Annotated in this window: 20 protein-coding genes and 1 tRNA gene; 11 read left to right on the top strand and 10 right to left on the bottom strand. The window is 55.3% G+C overall.

Annotated features, from left to right (window positions below; all coding sequences use genetic code 11):
- Window positions 1-417: 417 nt before the first annotated feature.
- Genes DFO57_RS14565 through DFO57_RS14550 form a run of 4 tightly spaced genes read right to left on the bottom strand, consistent with a single transcriptional unit; the run spans window position 418 to window position 4,143 of the window.
- Complete coding sequence (locus DFO57_RS14565) at window positions 418-3,090, bottom strand: TOPRIM and DUF927 domain-containing protein (RefSeq protein ID WP_110015459.1); 2,673 nt, start codon at window positions 3,088-3,090, stop codon at window positions 418-420.
- Window positions 3,091-3,099: 9 nt separating this feature from the next.
- A complete protein-coding gene (locus DFO57_RS14560) occupies window positions 3,100-3,477 on the bottom strand; it encodes a DUF5375 family protein (RefSeq protein ID WP_013027753.1) in 378 nt (125 codons plus the stop codon).
- Window positions 3,474-3,758, bottom strand: a complete 285-nt coding sequence (locus tag DFO57_RS14555) for a hypothetical protein (protein WP_072404073.1) — start codon at window positions 3,756-3,758, stop codon at window positions 3,474-3,476. The genes DFO57_RS14560 and DFO57_RS14555 overlap by 4 nt, the downstream gene beginning before the upstream one ends.
- Window positions 3,759-3,786: 28 nt before the next feature.
- On the bottom strand, window positions 3,787-4,143 hold the full coding sequence (locus DFO57_RS14550) for a hypothetical protein (protein ID WP_110015458.1): 357 nt from the start codon (window positions 4,141-4,143) through the stop codon (window positions 3,787-3,789).
- Between the two features lie 234 nt (window positions 4,144-4,377).
- Between DFO57_RS14550 and DFO57_RS14540 the strand changes: the two genes are divergently transcribed.
- Complete coding sequence (locus DFO57_RS14540) at window positions 4,378-4,557, top strand: hypothetical protein (RefSeq protein ID WP_072209533.1); 180 nt, start codon at window positions 4,378-4,380, stop codon at window positions 4,555-4,557.
- Window positions 4,558-4,600: 43 nt separating this feature from the next.
- Here the strand turns inward: DFO57_RS14540 and DFO57_RS14535 are convergent, their stop codons facing one another.
- The 5 genes from DFO57_RS14535 to DFO57_RS14515 form a co-directional block, all read right to left on the bottom strand.
- Window positions 4,601-4,816: an AlpA family transcriptional regulator gene (locus DFO57_RS14535; protein ID WP_110015457.1), complete on the bottom strand. Its 216-nt coding sequence runs from the start codon at window positions 4,814-4,816 to the stop codon at window positions 4,601-4,603.
- A gap of 107 nt (window positions 4,817-4,923) precedes the next feature.
- Window positions 4,924-5,898 carry a hypothetical protein gene (locus tag DFO57_RS14530; RefSeq protein WP_110015456.1) on the bottom strand — a complete coding sequence of 325 codons (975 nt, stop codon included), beginning with the start codon at window positions 5,896-5,898 and terminating at the stop codon, window positions 4,924-4,926.
- 62 nt (window positions 5,899-5,960) lie between these two features.
- The gene (locus DFO57_RS14525; protein ID WP_110015455.1) at window positions 5,961-7,238 is read right to left on the bottom strand and encodes an integrase arm-type DNA-binding domain-containing protein; all 1,278 of its coding nucleotides are present in this window, start codon (window positions 7,236-7,238) and stop codon (window positions 5,961-5,963) included.
- A gap of 186 nt (window positions 7,239-7,424) precedes the next feature.
- A tRNA-Arg gene (locus DFO57_RS14520) sits at window positions 7,425-7,496 on the bottom strand.
- Between the two features lie 73 nt (window positions 7,497-7,569).
- Window positions 7,570-8,502 carry a formate/nitrite transporter family protein gene (locus DFO57_RS14515; RefSeq protein WP_014594216.1) on the bottom strand — a complete coding sequence of 311 codons (933 nt, stop codon included), beginning with the start codon at window positions 8,500-8,502 and terminating at the stop codon, window positions 7,570-7,572.
- A gap of 243 nt (window positions 8,503-8,745) precedes the next feature.
- Here DFO57_RS14515 and ccmA point away from each other — a divergent pair, with 243 nt between their 5' ends.
- The 10 genes from ccmA (at window position 8,746) to mlaA (ending at window position 16,594) form a co-directional block, all read left to right on the top strand.
- Window positions 8,746-9,363, top strand: a complete 618-nt coding sequence (gene ccmA, locus DFO57_RS14510) for a cytochrome c biogenesis heme-transporting ATPase CcmA (protein ID WP_072137021.1) — start codon at window positions 8,746-8,748, stop codon at window positions 9,361-9,363.
- Entirely contained in the window at window positions 9,363-10,022 is a 660-nt protein-coding gene (gene ccmB / locus DFO57_RS14505) for a heme exporter protein CcmB (protein ID WP_014594214.1), read from the top strand. Before ccmA ends, ccmB begins: the two co-directional genes overlap by 1 nt.
- Before the next feature lie 54 nt (window positions 10,023-10,076).
- Window positions 10,077-10,817, top strand: a complete 741-nt coding sequence (locus tag DFO57_RS14500; RefSeq protein ID WP_014594213.1) for a heme ABC transporter permease — start codon at window positions 10,077-10,079, stop codon at window positions 10,815-10,817.
- Window positions 10,814-11,047, top strand: a complete 234-nt coding sequence (gene ccmD / locus DFO57_RS14495) for a heme exporter protein CcmD (RefSeq protein ID WP_013026580.1) — start codon at window positions 10,814-10,816, stop codon at window positions 11,045-11,047. The genes DFO57_RS14500 and ccmD overlap by 4 nt, the downstream gene beginning before the upstream one ends.
- Window positions 11,044-11,529 carry a cytochrome c maturation protein CcmE gene (gene ccmE, locus DFO57_RS14490; protein ID WP_014605342.1) on the top strand — a complete coding sequence of 162 codons (486 nt, stop codon included), beginning with the start codon at window positions 11,044-11,046 and terminating at the stop codon, window positions 11,527-11,529. The genes ccmD and ccmE overlap by 4 nt, the downstream gene beginning before the upstream one ends.
- Window positions 11,526-13,484 carry a heme lyase CcmF/NrfE family subunit gene (locus DFO57_RS14485; RefSeq protein WP_110015454.1) on the top strand — a complete coding sequence of 653 codons (1,959 nt, stop codon included), beginning with the start codon at window positions 11,526-11,528 and terminating at the stop codon, window positions 13,482-13,484. The genes ccmE and DFO57_RS14485 overlap by 4 nt, the downstream gene beginning before the upstream one ends.
- Complete coding sequence (locus tag DFO57_RS14480) at window positions 13,481-14,035, top strand: DsbE family thiol:disulfide interchange protein (RefSeq protein WP_013026577.1); 555 nt, start codon at window positions 13,481-13,483, stop codon at window positions 14,033-14,035. Before DFO57_RS14485 ends, DFO57_RS14480 begins: the two co-directional genes overlap by 4 nt.
- Entirely contained in the window at window positions 14,032-14,487 is a 456-nt protein-coding gene (locus DFO57_RS14475; RefSeq protein ID WP_028715423.1) for a cytochrome c-type biogenesis protein, read from the top strand. Before DFO57_RS14480 ends, DFO57_RS14475 begins: the two co-directional genes overlap by 4 nt.
- Window positions 14,487-15,698 carry a c-type cytochrome biogenesis protein CcmI gene (ccmI, locus tag DFO57_RS14470; protein WP_072138906.1) on the top strand — a complete coding sequence of 404 codons (1,212 nt, stop codon included), beginning with the start codon at window positions 14,487-14,489 and terminating at the stop codon, window positions 15,696-15,698. Before DFO57_RS14475 ends, ccmI begins: the two co-directional genes overlap by 1 nt.
- A gap of 131 nt (window positions 15,699-15,829) precedes the next feature.
- On the top strand, window positions 15,830-16,594 hold the full coding sequence (gene mlaA / locus DFO57_RS14465) for a phospholipid-binding lipoprotein MlaA (protein ID WP_014605347.1): 765 nt from the start codon (window positions 15,830-15,832) through the stop codon (window positions 16,592-16,594).
- A 166-nt stretch (window positions 16,595-16,760) separates the two neighbouring features.
- On the opposite strand, the gene fadL is transcribed toward mlaA, so the two are convergent.
- Window positions 16,761-18,035, bottom strand: a complete 1,275-nt coding sequence (gene fadL, locus DFO57_RS14460; protein WP_110015453.1) for a long-chain fatty acid transporter FadL — start codon at window positions 18,033-18,035, stop codon at window positions 16,761-16,763.
- Window positions 18,036-18,056 lie beyond the last annotated feature (21 nt).

Below are 18,056 nucleotides of genomic sequence, written 5' to 3'. Positions count from 1 at the left end.
ATCAAGCGCGGCCTGCGTGGCGGCGGGAAGGGATAAAGCGGTGTCGGTCATGTCGGCTTCCTGTGTGGTCGTTTTCAGTAAGTCAATTGTGCCGGAGCTGGCACAGGTGAGCCATGTGCGGGCCGTGTGCCGTGCCTGACACAACGCCTGCCAGAAAAGGGCGGCTGGCTGACTTACCTTCTGTCTGCGGTGTAACACGGGTAACAGGTGTTACAGCGATGAATTAAAAGCACTTTTTCTTATTCTTCCGGTGTAACACGACGGGTAACACGGTGTAACAGTGCAGGCGGGTGCGTTACACCTGTTACACCTCACATGAGAAAGAGGTGTAACAGGCTGACGCCTTACTGCATGCGGCTGTTACACCCGTTACACCTGTTACCCTTTAAAAATAAGACTCACGCAAAGGCGTCTGCATCAGCCCGGCACCTCGCTGTTGAAGACGTACAGCCTGCGCACGTTCATCTCTGGCGGGCGGATGCTGGTCTGCAGCTTGCCGTCGGCGGAGGCCATCAGGTAGCCCCGGTCGGCGCACAGTCGCGCCACCTTGCGCGGGTCAAACCCCCGGCAGATTTCCTTCCACCCGGACGGCATGACGTAAAACGTCGTGGCCGCCTCGGTGCCCTGCGCGGTGTTGCCTTTTTCCACCCTGCGCCAGCCCACCATGTTGCCGGGGCGGTTGCGCTCGTCGTGCCAGTCGGCAAAGCGGCTGTACTGATTGGCTGTGAAGAAGCTGCGCACCTGCTCCAGCGCCGCGATGTCCTCCTGGTTGGCCGTGTGGCCGCGGTCTTTCAGCCAGGCATTCAGGCACACGCGGGTTGCCCGCAGCGCTTCCCCCTCCTGCCAGCCGGTGATGCCGAGCCGGGTTGCCAGCTCGCCCGCCATCGCCACCAGGGCAAAGCGGTTGACCGCGCGGCCCACCTGATTGCCCGCATCCTGCGGCGTCAGGGCGGCGGTGTACTCCTTCATCAGCGCCTTGGCCTGCGCCGTCAGCCCGCTGAGGTCGGCGGTCAGCGCCCTGAGCCACTCGCGGAACGGCGCGCCGTAGTAGCTGGACGTCGCCCACTCCAGGTGTTCGGCCAGCGCCTTTCCGCTGTCGAAGCCGTGCAGCTCCTCAAACACGCCAAACTTCCCGGAGTCGCTGGGTATCTGGATCATCCTCACCTCCATCCCGGCAAACGTGCGCTCACCCGCCTTTGCGGCGTGCTCGGTCAGCGACAGCTCGCCGGTGGAGAAAAACAGCAGCCGCCACTGTTTCCGGGTGCGCAGCTCCCCGTCCGTTCCGGCGCGGCCCTTGCCCTGGCCGTTTGCCAGCATGTAGGCGATGTTGCCCGCCTCGCGGCCGTCGACCTCGCGGATTTCGTCGAGCATCATGGCGGCGTCGTTGCGGCGGCTGGCGCAGCCCTCCAGCGCGTTGCCGGTGGCGCGCCACGTCTGCCAGTAGTCCGGCCCGCCGCACACCGAGGTGGCCGCCTTCATGGTGGTGGTCTTGCCGTCCGTGGATTCACCCTTGAGGTGGTAGCCGCCGCCGTCCATCCCGACCAGCCGCAGCAGCGGGGCGGCAAAGGCCAGGCTGACCGCAAACGCCACGCGGGAATTGCCGGTGCAGAAGCGCGCCACGTGCTCGCGCCACTCCTCCACACTGCCGGACACGCGGAAGTCGCGGCCCTGCACGGAGGTGGTCTGGAGAATGACGCCGTCCGCGCCGTCGCCGCTCACCTCGTCCTGGAGGACGTAAACCTGCCCGTGCCAGCCGGTGCGGCTCACGCAGGTCACGCGGCGCTCCGGCTTGCACAGCGAGATGTACTCCATCAGGCGCGCGCGGGCCTCGCCGGTGGTGCTGATGTACGACAGGCCGTTGACCAGCAGCACGCGGCGCAGCTCCTCACCGCTGCCGCTCAGCATCTCCATCGGCATTGCCCACCGCCTGCGCTCGCCCCAGGTGTCCTCCCACTCCAGCAGGCGGCCGAAGTTGCCGCCGTCGGCGTCGCAGGTGATGGCCGTGACGCGCAGCGGGTTGCAGATTTTCACGTTCTGGATTTCGGTTTCGCCGTTGCGCTGCACCTGCTTTTCGTACCACAGATACTCCTGCGTCAGCCGGAACCCGTGCGGCAGCTGCGTGCGGCCCTCACCGCACAGCACCAGACCGTTACGGAAGGCTTCACGGGCGCGGGTCACGCCGTGCTCACGGTGAAAGTCGTTCCAGTCTGCCTTTATTTCGCCCGGCGGCAGGCTCACCCAGCCGCTGACCGCTCTGGCCGCCTTTTCTGCGAACGCCTTACCGGGGTTTTCGCCGCCATCCTGAAAGTCGTTGTCACCGGCAATGACGATTTTCACCTCCGGCCAGCGCGCCCGCAGCGCCTGCGCCACGTTCGGCAGGTTGCCCGCCGAGACGGCCGCCACCACGCAACCGGCGGTCAGCTGGCTCACCGTCAGCGCCGTGGCGTAGCCCTCCGTGATGACCGCCTGCACCGGCGGCTCTGACGGCAGGGGGCTGAGCGCCACGAATGCGCCCTTCATGACGCTGCCCGGCAGCAGGCTTTTCTCCCCCGTGGGGGCAATCAGCTGCGCGCCGGTCACCGCGCCGTCTGCTGTGGTCAGCGGCAGCAGCAGGGAATCCGCCGGGAAGGCCGTGCCGCTGATGCGCTGTGCGCTGCCGGTGAGGCAGGCCGGATAACCGGCAAAGCCTTTGCCTGCAAGATAGGCGCTTTCACCGCTGCGACCGGCCTTCACCAGCGCGTCAACGACCGGCGCCATGTCGCGTTTCGGGGCCTTTTCTCTGGCAGGCTTAACCGGCACGGCCTGTACGTCGCGCAAGTCCAGCACCTCTGCCACCGCCAGCGCGGCCGCCTTCACGCCTTTGTCTTTGACCAGCTTCACCAGGTCAAGCCCGTCACCCCGGCCGCACTGGCTGCAAATCCATGTCCCGCGCCCCTCAAGGTCATCCATGCGAAACCGGTCTTTACCGCCGCATTCAGGGCAGGGGCCGTGCCTGCCGCCGTCCGGCACGCTGATGCCGAGCTGCTGAAAAATCACCGGCCAGCGGCCGCGCGCCGCCGTCGTGATGTGTGATACTGACTGTACAGTCATAACGCCCCCTTAATGCCGGTACAGCGACGCGCCGGTGTCGCAGAAGGATTCAAACGCCGCCGGAAGCGTGGCGTACAGCCCGGCCATCACCTCACACCCGCGCGCCGTAAGCACCGGCGGGGCGGTCAGGAGCGTCGGCTCCACCATGTCGGTGAGCAGCGCCAGCGCCGCCGCCGCGCCCTGTGCCTCGCCGTACTCGTTCACCATCGTGCCCTCCAGATGCAGGGCGATGGCCATCTCGATGCGCTCCACCGTCATGCGGTGCGGGCCGCGCATTTCGCTGCCGGTGTCGGCCAGATGCTTTGCCCGCCAGGCGGAGGCAATGGCGCGGCGGTAAAGGGCGGTCGTCAGCTCCGCCGGAAAAACGGAAACCTGTGGCTTTTTCATGCGTGAGCCTCCCCGATGAGCGCGCAGCAGCGCGTGACGTCGGTCAGGTCGGCGCGCAGGTACTCCATCACCGCCGCCATGCCGGGAACGGTGTGGCCCGCCACCGAACCCGCATCGCCGGGATGCTCTGACAGCAGCAGCTGGAGCAGATCGCAGGCGTGCATGGCCCGGTTGAGCTTCTCGAAGGCATCGGCAGGAAGGCCGTATTCAAAGGCGCTGAAAACGCCGGATTCAGGCAAGGGGATGCCCTGAGCACCGTTGTGCCCGTTTGAAATATTCATGGTTTACTCCGTTAAAGCTGGCTGCGTGTCAGAGGTAGTTTGAGTAGTGGCCGTCGTCCGGCTCAGCGGGCTGGCGCATCACCGGTTCCCGCCAGCGGCTGAACGTTACCGAGGGATGCAGATCAAGCGGGCTGAACCCGTCATGCCCGCCGTCAGCAGACATAACACTGCGCGGCGATGCCGCTTTGAAGGTGTAGCTCTCCAGAAACCACGTCAGCGGGGCCGAGGTGACCTGCCCGTCACTGTCATAGCGGTAGAGCACCTCGTGGCTGAATTCAGGGTTAGCACACGCAACGGAGAAGGGCGCAGCGGAAAGACGCATCACCGTTACCGTCCAGCCCTGCAAATGCTGCCAGCGTTCACCATGATGAGGATAATCAGGCATAACGACCTCCGATGCAGCGACGGGAAGTGCTTAAAAGTTGAATGTGTGCTGCGGCCTGACTGTTGCTTGCGCAGAATATCCAAGTAAACTTTTGTTTAGCCATCTTCGTTACCTCGTATAACGTTTTGGTCAGACGCCTCGGCGATGCTGCAAACATCCCGGGGCGTTGCTATTTCAGTCTCCTGTGTGTAATGTGTCATTACACACAAACACATTACAACGGGTGTAATTAACGTGTCAACACACAAAAATGAAAGGCGGGGAAATCCTCCATTCCAGTTCCGGCTTGATCCTGAATTACGTGAACTTATGGAACAGGCACAGCAGCAGGATGGTGATGAATCATTGGCGGCATGGATCAAGCGTGTTCTGCGGAAAGAACTACAAAATCGAGGTTTAGTATCAAAAAATTGATTAACTAAGAGGGAGATTTTTTCTCCCTTATTTTTTGATTTCTTCATCGATTCTCCCTCACACCAGAAGATTGATCTTTGACCCATTGCCTAATTTCTTGGGCATCGTAAACAGATACCCGTGGTGAAATACGTTTGGATTTAGGAAAGGCGGGGTTATGTTTTTGCCATCGCCAGAGAGTGACCGTGCTAATTTGCAAAAACTCAGCAGTGGCGCGAGGGCGGGCATGTCCGGTAGTAGGATATGTTTTTAAAGTCATGAAATTATCTGCCATGTTATGTAATTAACAAGGCAGATAATCGCAATGTGAAAGCTAAATTATCAGTGGCACAATTTTGTTTTTATGTTGGGATAAAATATTGCCACTCAAAACTTTCCTGCTTTAGATGAGCTAAGGCATTCTTTTATCTTGTCTTTTCCAAGTTCAACTCTTGTTCTGGGGTTGTTCCTTTCAGAGACGATTTTATCTGCCCAAGCATCAATAGTCAGCTTGCCACGCTTTCCATTGCAAGATTCCGGATCATTCAGTAACCAATAAATAGCTGCTTTATAAACGGCTTCTCTCTTTGTCGCAGATACTTCGACATTACCGTGTATTCTTCGAATGCCTTCTATATTAGACACACCTCCATTAACATAGCTGGGTAACTCTTTACCCATTCCATTATCTAACTTTTCTATTTGGTATCTGGTTAGATAAATATCATCTATTTTTAAAGTGCCAATTAATTCTTGTTTGGATGGTGATAATACTCCTTTCATGGATGACAAACCTTCGAAAGGAGACATTGCTAGTATTACCCACTCATTACTACCAAATGCAGCATTAGTAAAAGGCATGTTAGCTTCTTTGAAAGCAATATCATGTGCAAGAAGTTTGGCTTCACCACGCACCTTTAATTCTTTATATAACGATGATGTAGGGCCGAGTATGCATATCGACCATAAACCTGATAGTAAGAGCATTGGACTTTTAATATTCGGTTTATTTTCGTTGTGATATATTTGTTTTGGTGGGACGTGCGATTCCCCATCAATTGGGTCGGAGTCAAAGGCTGCTTTAGGTATAAAGTAACTTAGTGCTGACTTATTATTGTAATTTAACACGCTAGGAGGATACTTATTTTCCCAATCTTTAAAATCTCCACCTTTACGCATCATGAGTAGTGCAGCTTCAAAACCATTAAGCTCTAAACAAAATTCTATAATTCCTATCTGTGCGAAATGGATAAGATCATCAATTTTGCAGTTAAGTAATTCAGCAGATCTTCTTAAAGAGCAAAACTCAAGGGCAGGTATATTATTTCTTTCCCAAACGTTAATTTTTATATGGTCACTCATAAATTCACCTGTGTAGGAATTTCATCGTTTCGAGATTAATGGAAATTTTCTTGCGTGCGTTTTTAAGCATCAATAGATTTATTTTTTACCATATCATAAGGAGCAACGTAGCCGTCTTTGTTAGCTTGAATATAACTGGACCACCATTGCATCATCTTACGCCTTTCGTGCATGTGTTGAGCTAAGTGAATGTAGGCAGCTCGAACTTCATTCCGTTCTTGATGACTCATCTGACGTTCTACTGCTTCCTTTGACCACAGACCCGACTCTGTAAGAGCTGAGCATGCCATTGCTCTAAATCCATGAAGACATATATCTACTTTTGTATCATAACCAATCGTTCTTAATGATTTGTTAACCGTATTTTCACTCATAGGTTTATAAGGGTTACTATCCCCTGGAAAAATGAGGTTATATTCATAGCTTATTTTTTTAATTTCTTTAAGGATTTTAATGGCCTCATTAGACAATGGCACAAAATGAATGCTACCCATTTTAGCTCCGCGCTCTGAATATTTTACCCCATCTATTAATTCTCTTTGCGCAGGAATGGTCCACATTGCATTTTCGAAATCAATTTCGTTCCATCTTGCGTGCCTTAATTCGCTTGAGCGAACAAAGGTATGAAGAGAAAATAAGACCGCCAGCTTAGTTAGTGGTCTTCCTGTGTAGTTTTCAACTTTAGAAATTAATTCAGGTAATTTTTCTAAAGGTAGAGCAGGGCGATGTTTAGTTTTAGGACTAGTAATTGCTCCTTTAAGGTCATGAGTTGGATTGTATTCAATGATCCCACACTGAATAGCGTAACGAAAAACACTTGCAAGAGTAGTCTTAACTCTCCCTGTCGTAGCACCGATACCTTGCTCATTCATTCTGACTAATAACTTTAGAAGATCACTCGTTTTTAATGAACTGACAGGTTTATCCCCGATGAATGGAAAAACATGATTTTCCATTTCTCTCAGAATTTTTATACGAGTAATTTCTTTCCATGTAGGATGGCCTATCGAGCCCTGATGCCATTCTAAAGCGATCGCTTGAAATATTGGCGAAGTTGGTTCCGCAGGAACAACTCTTTTAGTAACTCTTGGGTCAACACCCTCAGCCAAAAGTTGCCTTGCTTCATCCCTGCGTTTACGTGCTAGTGCTAGCGAAACGTCCGGGAAGACGCCCAGCGCTAACGTAGCTTGCTTACCGTTGTACCTGTAGTTCATTCGCCATGCTTTAGTCCCGTTCTTTTTGACCAAGAGATACAGGCTGCCACCGTCGGTCAGCTTGTAGTCTGTCTCTTTGGGCTTGGCATTTTCAACTTTTTTGGGGGATAGCTCGTTAAGTGCCATGAGGAGTGATCTTAGCTATTAGTTGATGGTATCGGCTTATCGAACCGGGAATACCATCAACGATACCATCAGAAGCATGCAATGTCATGAAATGAACTGAAACCTGTTCGAGGCTTCATTCATTGATTTTAAAGAGTTTATCGAGGATTTTGTGATGTTATGAAACGTGGTGAAATGAAAGAAAATTGTCCCCTGCAGGAATCGAACCTGCAACTAGCCCTTAGGAGGGGCTCGTTATATCCATTTAACTAAGGAGACGCCAGCGCAGTATACCGCAGTTAGGCGGCAGGATTCACTACACCGCCGCGCGTTTGCTCATTCTGTCAGCAATTTAGCGTTCTTCTTGTTGTTGCTGACGTTTTTTCTCCGCTTTACGTCGTTCCGCTTTCGCCTTTGCCTGGGCAGCTTCGCCCATATCATTGCGAATCTGCGCATGGCTGATTAGGGCGAAAATCAACGTACCGCCCGTCAGATTGCCCAACAGCGTCGGGATAGCAAAGGGCCAGAGAAACTCGGTCCAGGGAATGCTGCCGTTAAACACCAGGTAAAGCACTTCGACGGAACCCACCACGATATGCGCCAGATCGCCCAGCGCGACTAGCCAGGTCATCATCACAATGACAAACAGCTTGGCGGCACCGGCATAGGGGAACATCCAGACCATGGTGGCAATGATCCAACCTGAAATCACCGCATTCGCAAACATCTCGCCCGGCGTATGTTCCATTACCTTCATACTGATGTCGGTAAAGGCCTGTCGGGTGGCTTCATCAAAAATCGGCATTTCAGTAAACGCCAGGGCCGCGAACGCTGTCCCGATAAGATTACCCAGCAGCACAATGCCCCACAGGCGAAGCAATAAGCCAAGATTGCTCACAGTAGGTTTGTGCATAAAGGGCAGGACGGCGGTCACGGTGTTTTCAGTGAAAAGTTGCTGCCGTGCCATAATCACAATCACAAAGCCAAAGGTGTAGCCAAGATTTTCCAGTAAAAACGCGCCGGGCACGCCATCCAGATGCACCTGAAAAATGCCCTTAGCCATCAGCGAGGCGCCCATCGACAGCCCGGCAGCAATAGCGGACCACAGCAGCGCCATACCGTCACGTTCCAGCTCTTTTTCCCCGTCCTGACGAATCTCCTCATGGATAGCGGCGGCGCGAGAGGGCAGGGCGTCTTCATCCACTTCAATATCCTCTTTGCCCTGTTCTTTCTCTTCGCTGTCTACGTCGTTAGGTCCCTGACTGGTGCTTGATGAAGGCTTCATGTTTTCTCCTGATAACAGTGCAAATGCGTTATAAGCGTAGTCGTTTTTTGGCCCGCGAAATTGTTTCTACAACAGCTAACAAAAGTTACAACATTTTGCTGTGGTGCGCTTTTTGTCCGCTTAACGCCGTGAAAAGCACGAATATCCAACCCCAGCGGGAAAGGGGGCCGCGCACGGTCTTCGGCACACTGCAACATTGTGCTATCATTTGCGCCTTATTTGGCTGGCGCGATTTACCCCTCCATGTTGGAAATCATGAATCTGCTTTGTGTGCGTGATGAACGTGCGCTCTTTGAGGCGCTCACGTTTCGCGTGTCGGCAGGTGATATCGTACAAATTGAAGGGCCAAACGGGGCCGGTAAAACGTCGCTGCTACGGATTCTGGCCGGGTTGAGCACGCCTGAACACGGCGAGGTGCGTTGGCAGTCGCAGCGGATTCATCAGCAACGCGATGTCTGGCATCAGGCCATGCTTTATCTTGGGCATCTGCCGGGGATCACCTCGGCGTTGTCGGCGCTGGAAAATCTACGCTTTTATCATCCGAACTGCCGCGATGAGCACATTTTTACTGCACTGGCCAGCGTCGGACTGGCGGGCTATGAAGACGTGCCAGCCGCTCAGCTCTCTGCAGGGCAACAGCGGCGAATCGCGCTGGCCCGGCTGTGGCTGACCCAGGCAACCCTGTGGATTCTGGATGAACCTTTAACCGCTCTTGATCCTGTCGGCGTCGACACCTTAATGGGGCGCTTTGCGGAACACGCGCAACAGGGCGGTTCTGTTATTGTGACGAGTCATCAGGCGCTGCCGGGGCTGAACGGCCAGATAAAAACCGTTCGCCTGCATGCCATGGAGTGGCAGTAATGTTGTGTCGTCTTATTCAACGTGAATTACGCATCGCCTGTCGTCGCGGTGCGGAGGTGGTTAATCCACTGTGGTTTTTCCTGATCGTGATTACGCTTTTCCCGTTGGGTATCGGTCCCGATCCTCAGCAACTGGCCCGGATCGCGCCTGGTATTGTCTGGGTTGCCGCGTTGCTCTCCTCGCTGCTGGCGCTGGAAAGGCTGTTTCGCGATGACTTCAATGACGGCACGCTGGAGCAACTTTTATTGTCTCCCACGCCGCTGCCGGTCATGGTGCTGGGCAAAGTGATTGCCCACTGGCTGGTCACCGGCTTGCCGTTAATCCTGCTTTCGCCGCTGGCGGCTCTGTTGCTGTCCCTGGATATCCCGAGCTGGCGAGCGGTGGCACTGACGCTGCTGCTGGGAACACCGACGCTGAGTTTTCTTGGCGCAATTGGGGTGGGGCTGACTGTGGGATTACGTCGTGGTGGCGTGCTGCTCAGCCTGTTGGTCCTGCCGTTGGCGATTCCTGTCTTGATTTTTGCCAGTGCGGCCATTGATGCCGCAGGACAGGGCGTCGCCATTGGCGGGTATCTGGCGTTGCTGGGGGCAATGCTGGTCGCGAGTGCAACGCTGGCGCCTTTTGCCACCGCTGCGGCGTTGCGGATTACGCTGCACTAAATCAGCACGCCTCAGACGTGTTATTAGCGTTTATTTTAATGTGAGCAATTGAACATGTGGAAAGGATTACATCAGCTGGCTAAGCCCGAACGGCTCTATCAGTTGTGCGGTCGCCTGCTGCCGTGGTTTGCTCTGGCCAGTGCGGCGGTACTGCTGCTGGCCTGGGTATGGGGATTTGGCTATGCACCGGCAGACTACCAGCAGGGTGACAGCTTTCGCATTATGTATATCCACGTTCCGGCGGCCATGTGGTCGATGGGGATATACAGCGCGATGGCCGTTGCGGCGTTCACGGGGCTGGTCTGGCAGATGAAAATGGCCGATTTAGTGTCAGCGGCGATGGCGCCAATCGGTGCCGTGTTTACCTTTATCGCGCTGGTCACCGGTTCTGCCTGGGGCAAGCCGATGTGGGGAACCTGGTGGATATGGGATGCCAGACTGACGTCAGAACTGGTGCTGCTGTTTTTATATCTGGGCGTGATTGCGCTGTATCAGGCCTTCGACGATCGTCGCATGGCCGGGCGGGCCGCAGGCGTGCTCATTTTGGTCGGGGTGATCAATCTGCCCATCATTCATTTCTCTGTGCAGTGGTGGAATACCTTACATCAGGGATCGTCCGGGTTGCTGCAACAGGCGATCGCGCCGCCGATGCGCACGCCGCTGCGCTGGGCCATCCTGGGTGACCTGCTGTTGTTTATCACCTTAACGCTGATGCGCTTACGTAACCTGATCCTGCTTACGGAACGTAAACGTCCCTGGGCAATTGCCCTGGCGAAGACAAGGAGCAAAGTATGACGCCCGCTTTTGCCTCATGGCATGACTTCGTTGCCATGGGCGGCTACGCCTTTTATGTGTGGCTGGCGGTGGCAGGCACGCTGGTGCCGCTTTTCGCCCTGATCTTGCATAGTAGGTGGTCACACCGACGTTTGCTGGCGGACATTCGCCAGCGTGATGCACGGGAGCGCCGCCTGCGAGCGGCCAACGTTCAACGTACCGCCAACCCTACGGCAGGAGAAGAGAAGTGAATACCCGCCGTCGTAATCGCCTGTATGTCGTGGTGGCGATCCTTGCCGGACTTGGGCTGGCGACCGCACTGGTGATGTATGCGCTGCGGTCCAATATCGATCTGTTTTATACGCCGGGTGAAATCCTGGAGGGAAAAGGCGATGCGCACATCAAGCCTGAGCCCGGACAGCGCCTGCGCGTGGGCGGCGTCGTGATGCCTGGCAGCGTAACGCGGGATCCCCACACGCTGGCGGTTTCCTTCCAGCTTTATGATGGTCGCGGTGTGGTCAACGTGAGCTTTGTCGGCATTTTACCGGATCTGTTCCGCGAAGGTCAGGGCGTTGTCGCGCAGGGCGTACTTGAACCCGGCAACCTGATCAAAGCCAAAGAAGTGCTGGCAAAACATGATGAAAACTACACGCCTCCCGAAATCAGCACCGCGATGAAACCCGCACCCTCTGCGCAACAGGCCGCGAATAACCCGGCAGGACGTACACCATGATGCCAGAACTGGGCAGTTTCTTACTCTGTCTTGGATTAGCGTTGGCGCTGCTGCTCAGCGTCTATCCGCTGTGGGGCGCCTGGCGCCAGGATGCCCGCCTGATGGGCATGGCACGTCCGCTTGCCGTTGGCCTGTTTGCCTGCGTCGCGGGGGCTTTTATGCTGCTGGTCTGGGCGTTTATCGTTAACGATTTTACCGTGAGCTATGTCGTCAACAACTCAAACTCACTGCTGCCGGTTTACTACCGCATTGCGGCCACCTGGGGCGCGCATGAAGGCTCGTTACTGCTGTGGGTGCTGCTGCTGAGTGGCTGGACGCTGGCCGTGGCAATCTTCAGCCGCGGTATGCCGCAGGACGCGCTGGCCCGGGTGTTGTCAGTGATGGGGATGATCAATCTGGGCTTTTTGCTGTTTATCATCCTCACCTCTAATCCCTTCAGCCGGACGCTGCCCGATTTTCCCGTAGACGGTCGAGATCTTAATCCAATGTTGCAGGATATCGGCCTGATCTTTCATCCGCCACTGCTGTATATGGGCTATGTCGGTTTCTCCGTGGCCTTTGCTTTTGCCATCGCCTCATTAATGGCGGGACGGCTGGATACCGCCTGGGCGCGCTGGTCGCGTCCCTGGACTACCGCCGCCTGGTTATTCCTGACCATTGGCATCGTACTCGGTTCCGCCTGGGCGTATTACGAACTGGGCTGGGGCGGCTGGTGGTTCTGGGACCCGGTGGAAAACGCCTCCTTTATGCCGTGGCTGGCGGGCACCGCCTTAATGCACTCGTTGGCGGTTACGGAAAAACGCGGCACCTTCAAGGCCTGGACGGTGCTGCTGGCTATTACCGCGTTCTCCCTGAGCCTGCTCGGCACCTTCCTGGTCCGTTCCGGCGTACTGGTCTCGGTACATGCTTTCGCCTCCGATCCGGCGCGCGGCATGTTTATTCTCGCATTTTTGGTCATCGTGATTGGCAGCTCGCTGCTGCTGTATGCCATTAAAGGCGGCCAGGTGCGCAGTCGGGTGCAAAATGAGCTCTGGTCGCGAGAATCTTTTCTGCTGGGGAATAACGTGCTGCTAATCGCGGCCATGCTGGTGGTCCTGCTCGGCACGCTGTTACCGCTGGTGCATAAACAGTTAGGGCTGGGCAGCATTTCCGTTGGCGAACCCTTCTTTAATACCATGTTCAGCTGGTTAATGGCTCCGCTGGCGTTAATGCTCGGTATTGGGCCGTTAGTGCGCTGGCGACGCGATGAACCACAAAAGCTGGTTCGTCGTCTGCTGATAGCGCTGCTCGTGACGCTGCTGGCCTCCGTGCTGCTGCCCTGGTGGTTGCAGGATCGTGTTGAAGCCATGACGGTGGTGGGATTACTGATGGCGGTATGGATCATCCTGTTGACCCTGATGGAGCTGCATGAGCGTGCCACTCATCGTCATCGTTTTTTTACCGGATTACGTCACCTTTCGCGCAGTCACTGGGGCATGGTGCTTGGACATCTCGGCGTGGGCGTCACCGTTATTGGCATTGCGTTCAGTACCCAATACAGCGTTGAGCGCGACGTGCGCATGAAAGCGGGCGACAGCGTCGATATCCATCACTACCATTTTGTTTTTCGTGATGTTCAGGACTTACAAGGCCCTAATTACAGCGGCGGCGTGGCGGTAATTGACGTTTCCCACAAGGGCAAGCCGGAAGCCGTGTTGTATGCGGAAAAACGCTTTTACTCTGCCGCGCGCACCATGATGACAGAGGCGGCGATCGACGGCGGCTTTACCCGTGATCTTTACGCCGCGCTGGGTGAAGAGCTCAGTGACGGTAGCTGGGCGGTGCGTATCTACTACAAACCCTTCGTCCGCTGGATCTGGTTTGGCGGCTTGTTTATGGCCGTCGGAGGGCTGTTCTGTTTGCTCGACCCGCGCTATCGCTCGCGCAGGAAAGCCGATCGCGAGGTGCGGACATGAAAAAAATTCTGTTTATTCCGCTGGGATTATTTTTACTGCTGGCTGCCGCGCTGCTGTGGCAGCTGTCACGTAATGCGGAAGGGGACGATCCTTCACGGCTGGAATCGGCCTTAATTGGTAAGCCCTTGCCCGTGTTCAGGCTGGAGGCGCTGGATAAGCCAGGCAAAACCTATGATCAGCAAACGTTGATCACCGGTAAACCACTGTTGCTGAACGTCTGGGCAACCTGGTGTCCGACCTGCCGCGCCGAGCATCGCTATCTTAATGAGCTGGCAGAGCAGGGCGTTCGGGTTGTAGGGTTGAACTACAAAGACGATCGCCAGAAGGCAGTAACCTGGCTGAACACGCTGGGTAATCCTTATGCGCTCAGCCTGTATGACGGTAACGGGATGTTGGGCCTCGATCTCGGCGTTTATGGCGCACCTGAAACCTTTTTGATTGATGGCAAAGGCATTATTCGCTATCGCCATGCTGGCGATCTGAACCCGCGCGTCTGGCAACAGGAAGTCAAACCCTTGTGGGATAAATACACGAAGGAGAGCGGCGCATGAGATCCCTGATGATGATGCTCTGTGGGCTGCTGTTTAGTGCCAGCCTGTGGGCCGCGATTGATACCTATGCGTTTGACTCCGTGGCGCAGGAGGAGCAGTACCGTGAAATCACGGCCTCGCTGCGCTGTCCCAAATGCCAGAACAACAGCATCGCCGACTCTAATGCGATGATTGCGTCAGATATGCGGTTGAAAGTTTATCAACTGATGAAGCAGGGGCAGAGCCGTCAGCAAATCATCGACTATATGGTGGCGCGTTATGGCAATTTCGTCAGTTACCAGCCGCCTGTCACGCCCTCAACCCTGATCCTGTGGGCTGGCCCGGCGCTGTTTGTGATTGTGGGCGGTGCCGTGATCGTGTGGCGTAGTCGTCAGCGTAAAACCCGAAGCGAGCTTGATGACCAGGAACAACAGCGTCTGGCGGCGATTCTGAAGTCGGACAGGAAACGATAATGGCTGTCTTTTTACTCACGATTTTTCTGCTGCTGCTGGCGGCCTGCATACTGTTTTTAGCCGCAGGCTGGCGTCAACGTGAAACCCACACGGCAGCGCGCGACAACCTTAATACGCATTTTTATCGGCAGCGGCTGGCTGAAATGACCCTGGACGAAGAGCAGGGCGTGATTGCCGATCGCGCCGTGATGGAGCAGGAGTTACAGCAAACCCTGCTTAGCGATATTCCGCCCGCTTCGGATGCCCACTCGCACCGCAGCCGTCGCTGGGTGCTGTTACCCGGCCTGATCGTTTTAGTTATCGTGTCACTGGCAAGCTATCTTAAAACCGGTGGCTTAACGCAGTTAAGTGGCTGGCTCCAGGTGCAGGAAGCGTATCCGGCGCTGCGCGCCCAGCTCATGGATCCCCATGCCCGGCCACTTACCCAAGAGCAGCTCTCTCGCCTGCAGCTCGGTTTGCGCAGCCAGCTGCAAACCGAACCTGATAACCTCAGTGGCTGGGCGATGCTGGGCCGCCTCGGTATGGTACTCAACAATGCCACGGGCGCGCGTCAGGCTTTCGAGCATGCGTTGCAGCTGGCACCGAATAATTTTGCCCTGCAGCAGGATTATGCTGAGGTGCTGACGCGATCGGGCGATCCTCAGGATAACCGCCAGGCCGGGCTGCTGCTCAAGGATCTGCTTAAACAGCATCCGCAGGATATCCGCACCCTAAGCCTGCTGGCCTATAATGCGTTTGAACAACAGCAGTATTCGCAGGCGATAGACAGCTGGCAAACCCTGTTGCAGGTGTTACCGGCCGACGATCCTCGTCGTGAGGGTATTGCGCGCAGCATTGAGCAAGCCAAAACCGATGCAGGGCAGCAAAGCAGTCAACTAACGGTCGAGGTCACGCTTTCTCCCCAGGCAGAAAAAATGTTACCGCCGGGCGGAGTCATGTATATTTCGGTGACTGACGGCGTCTCGCCCGTACCGGTCGCGGTGAAGCGCATATCGCCCGGACATTTTCCCGTGTCGCTGACGCTGGATGACAGTAATGCGATGTTGCAAGAGCGACGTCTTTCAACGCAGAAACAGATTCAGGTTCGCGTCAGGATTGCACGAAATGGCCGCGCAAATCCTGAGCCGGGCGACTGGTTTGGCGTCAGCGCGATAGTTCCCTGGGATGGCCATCAGCACATTGACGTCGCGATTGATAAACAGCAGCCTTAACCGGCTGGCGTCTGGCAATGTCTGAATCTGCCAACCGCACGGGAGATATCAGCTATGCTTGCTGGACTGCGCTGATCTACCCGCTGAAACTCAGCAGGGTATAAATAACTTATATGCACAGGGAGAAAAAAATGGATCACCGCCTGACCAGCCTGGCTTTGACCAGTGTGCTTCTGGTTGGTTGTGCCAGTTCAAAGCCTGCTGACGATGCGCCTGCAGGGCGTAGCGATCCGCTTGAAGGTTTTAACCGCACAATGTTTAACTTCAACTATAACGTGCTGGACCCTTACGTGCTGCGCCCTGTGGCAGTGGCCTGGCGCGACTATGTTCCCGTGCCTGCGCGCGCAGGCCTCAGCAACTTCCTGGGCAACCTCAGCGAACCTGCCAGTATGGTAAATGCGATTCTGGTCGGCGAGCCGCGCAATGCAGGTATCCACTTTACACGTTTCTTCCTGAATACGGTGCTGGGGCTGGGCGGTTTCATTGATGTCGCCGGTAAAGCCAATCCGGAACTGGCGCGCCAGGGACCGCAGCGTTTTGGTACCACGCTCGGTCACTATGGCGTGGGCTATGGCCCTTATGTGCAGTTACCGGCCTATGGCAGCTTCACGATACGTCAGGACGGCGGTGATTACGTCGATACGCTTTATCCTGTGCTTGGCTGGTTGACCTGGCCCATGTCCATCGGTAAATGGACGCTGGAAGGCATCGAATCGCGCGCACAGTTGCTGGACTCGGATGCAATCCTGAAACAGCAACGCGATCCTTACGCCTTTATCCGTAGCGCCTACTTCCAGCGCTACGACTTCCTGGCGCGCGGCGGCAAGCTGAAGCCAGAAGAAAATCCGAATGCGGCGGCGATTCAGGACGATCTGAAAGACATTGATTCGCAGTAAATCATGACCCGCCAGAAGCCGCCTGTCGCAAGGGCGGCCTGATAAGCGGCCCGAGGTGATGACGTGAAGCTGTTACAGGGTTGTCACCAGACTGAATGACGTGTGACGTTCCCATGAGCAATAAAAAAGCGACACTCAGTGTCGCTTTTTTTATGCATTTCGCGCATCAGAACTTGTAGTTGAAGCTTGCGCCATACAGCCAGGCTTTACCACTAGAGTTAAAGGTATAGGAGCCTTCCTGCACGGTCACTTTCTGACCGTGCATGTAAGACACGCCGACGTCTACCGATGCATCGTCGTTAAACGCATAAGAGGCACCGGCGCTCAGCCACAAACGGTCCTGATCCGGGATAGAGATAGAACGCTTGTCAGCCGGAACCGGGCTGTCATCAAAGGCGATACCGCTGCGGAAGGTCCAGTTTTTGTCGTACTGGTAGGTGGTACCCAGTGCGATGCGGTAGGCATCGTGGAAACCTTCATCTTTATAGAACAGCGTCTGGCCGTTTGAGCCCGTTGCTTTCAGCTCCTGAAACTGACTCCAGCTGGTGTAGGCCAGGCTATAGTGCACGGCCCACTGTGGTGCCACTTTATGCCAGCCTGAAACTTCCCACATTTCCGGCAGGTTCAGGGTCAGTGACCCCGGAATGGTGTTACCGCTTGTGCCAAAAGGCGCACCGGGGATGTTAAAGGCATTGAGGGCAGTAGGCAGATTACTTTTGTAATCCCCATCGAAATCGATTTTCACTTCAGAGCGGTAGGTGAAGCCGAAACGGTTGTTTTCATCGACTTCATAAAGAATACCGGCGTTCCAGCCATAGCCCCATTCATCTCCCTTCAGACGAGCAATCTGGGTATCCGCAGGAATTCTGAGTGCCGAGAAGGATTCGCCAGCGTAGCGCTCAATTTTTGCTTTGGCATAAACCGCATCAAAGCCCACACCGAAGCTGAAGTGTTCATTAAGACGATAGGCCGTACTGAGGTTCAGGTTAGCGGTCATCAGATCGGTTTTTCCACCGAATCCGCCCGCGGTATAACCGTTGTTAAACTCTGTCGCCAGGCCGTAGTTAGACGTCGCTGACGCGCCTACCCACCACTTGTCATTGATCGGCTGGACGTAATGCAGGTTAGGGATCCATTGGTTCGGTGCGGTGTTTTTCGCGTCCAGGCTGCGGCCCGTCGGGCTTTGGCCACTGATATCCACTTCAGGATCGATGTAAACCGCACCGATTGAAAATTCAGGGCGATCCATGAGTGCCATGGTTGCCGGGTTACGACTGGCTGAGGCCGCCGTATCACCCATTGCGCCTTCGCCAGAATAAGCGCGACCTAAACCAATGGAAGAAAATTCATTTAACTGAAATCCGGCTGCATATACGTTAGAGGAAATAAGCGCTACTGCAGCTGCCACGGCTGACTTTGCGAACAGGTTTTTATGGTTCATGACCACAACCTCATGTGAATT

Origin of the sequence: Pantoea sp. AG702 (assembly GCF_003182295.1) — a bacterium.
GTDB lineage: Bacteria > Pseudomonadota > Gammaproteobacteria > Enterobacterales > Enterobacteriaceae > Pantoea > Pantoea ananatis.
Note: the sequence above shows the minus strand (reverse complement) of the source record. Positions and strands in the feature narration are given on the sequence as shown.

Bases quoted from the DNA above. Each gene is read 5' to 3' on its own strand.
- ccmA (WP_072137021.1), top strand. From the start codon at position 8,746: ATGTTGGAAATCATGAATCTGCTTTGTGTGCGTGATGAACGTGCGCTC.
- DFO57_RS14525 (WP_110015455.1), bottom strand. From the start codon at position 7,238: ATGGCACTTAACGAGCTATCCCCCAAAAAAGTTGAAAATGCCAAGCCC.
- DFO57_RS14475 (WP_028715423.1), top strand. From the start codon at position 14,032: ATGAGATCCCTGATGATGATGCTCTGTGGGCTGCTGTTTAGTGCCAGC.
- DFO57_RS14530 (WP_110015456.1), bottom strand. From the start codon at position 5,898: ATGAGTGACCATATAAAAATTAACGTTTGGGAAAGAAATAATATACCT.
- ccmB (WP_014594214.1), top strand. From the start codon at position 9,363: ATGTTGTGTCGTCTTATTCAACGTGAATTACGCATCGCCTGTCGTCGC.
- ccmI (WP_072138906.1), top strand. From the start codon at position 14,487: ATGGCTGTCTTTTTACTCACGATTTTTCTGCTGCTGCTGGCGGCCTGC.
- fadL (WP_110015453.1), bottom strand. From the start codon at position 18,035: ATGAACCATAAAAACCTGTTCGCAAAGTCAGCCGTGGCAGCTGCAGTA.
- DFO57_RS14535 (WP_110015457.1), bottom strand. From the start codon at position 4,816: ATGACTTTAAAAACATATCCTACTACCGGACATGCCCGCCCTCGCGCC.
- DFO57_RS14480 (WP_013026577.1), top strand. From the start codon at position 13,481: ATGAAAAAAATTCTGTTTATTCCGCTGGGATTATTTTTACTGCTGGCT.
- DFO57_RS14500 (WP_014594213.1), top strand. From the start codon at position 10,077: ATGTGGAAAGGATTACATCAGCTGGCTAAGCCCGAACGGCTCTATCAG.
- DFO57_RS14515 (WP_014594216.1), bottom strand. From the start codon at position 8,502: ATGAAGCCTTCATCAAGCACCAGTCAGGGACCTAACGACGTAGACAGC.
- mlaA (WP_014605347.1), top strand. From the start codon at position 15,830: ATGGATCACCGCCTGACCAGCCTGGCTTTGACCAGTGTGCTTCTGGTT.
- DFO57_RS14560 (WP_013027753.1), bottom strand. From the start codon at position 3,477: ATGAAAAAGCCACAGGTTTCCGTTTTTCCGGCGGAGCTGACGACCGCC.
- DFO57_RS14550 (WP_110015458.1), bottom strand. From the start codon at position 4,143: ATGCCTGATTATCCTCATCATGGTGAACGCTGGCAGCATTTGCAGGGC.
- ccmD (WP_013026580.1), top strand. From the start codon at position 10,814: ATGACGCCCGCTTTTGCCTCATGGCATGACTTCGTTGCCATGGGCGGC.
- DFO57_RS14565 (WP_110015459.1), bottom strand. From the start codon at position 3,090: ATGACTGTACAGTCAGTATCACACATCACGACGGCGGCGCGCGGCCGC.
- DFO57_RS14485 (WP_110015454.1), top strand. From the start codon at position 11,526: ATGATGCCAGAACTGGGCAGTTTCTTACTCTGTCTTGGATTAGCGTTG.
- DFO57_RS14555 (WP_072404073.1), bottom strand. From the start codon at position 3,758: ATGAATATTTCAAACGGGCACAACGGTGCTCAGGGCATCCCCTTGCCT.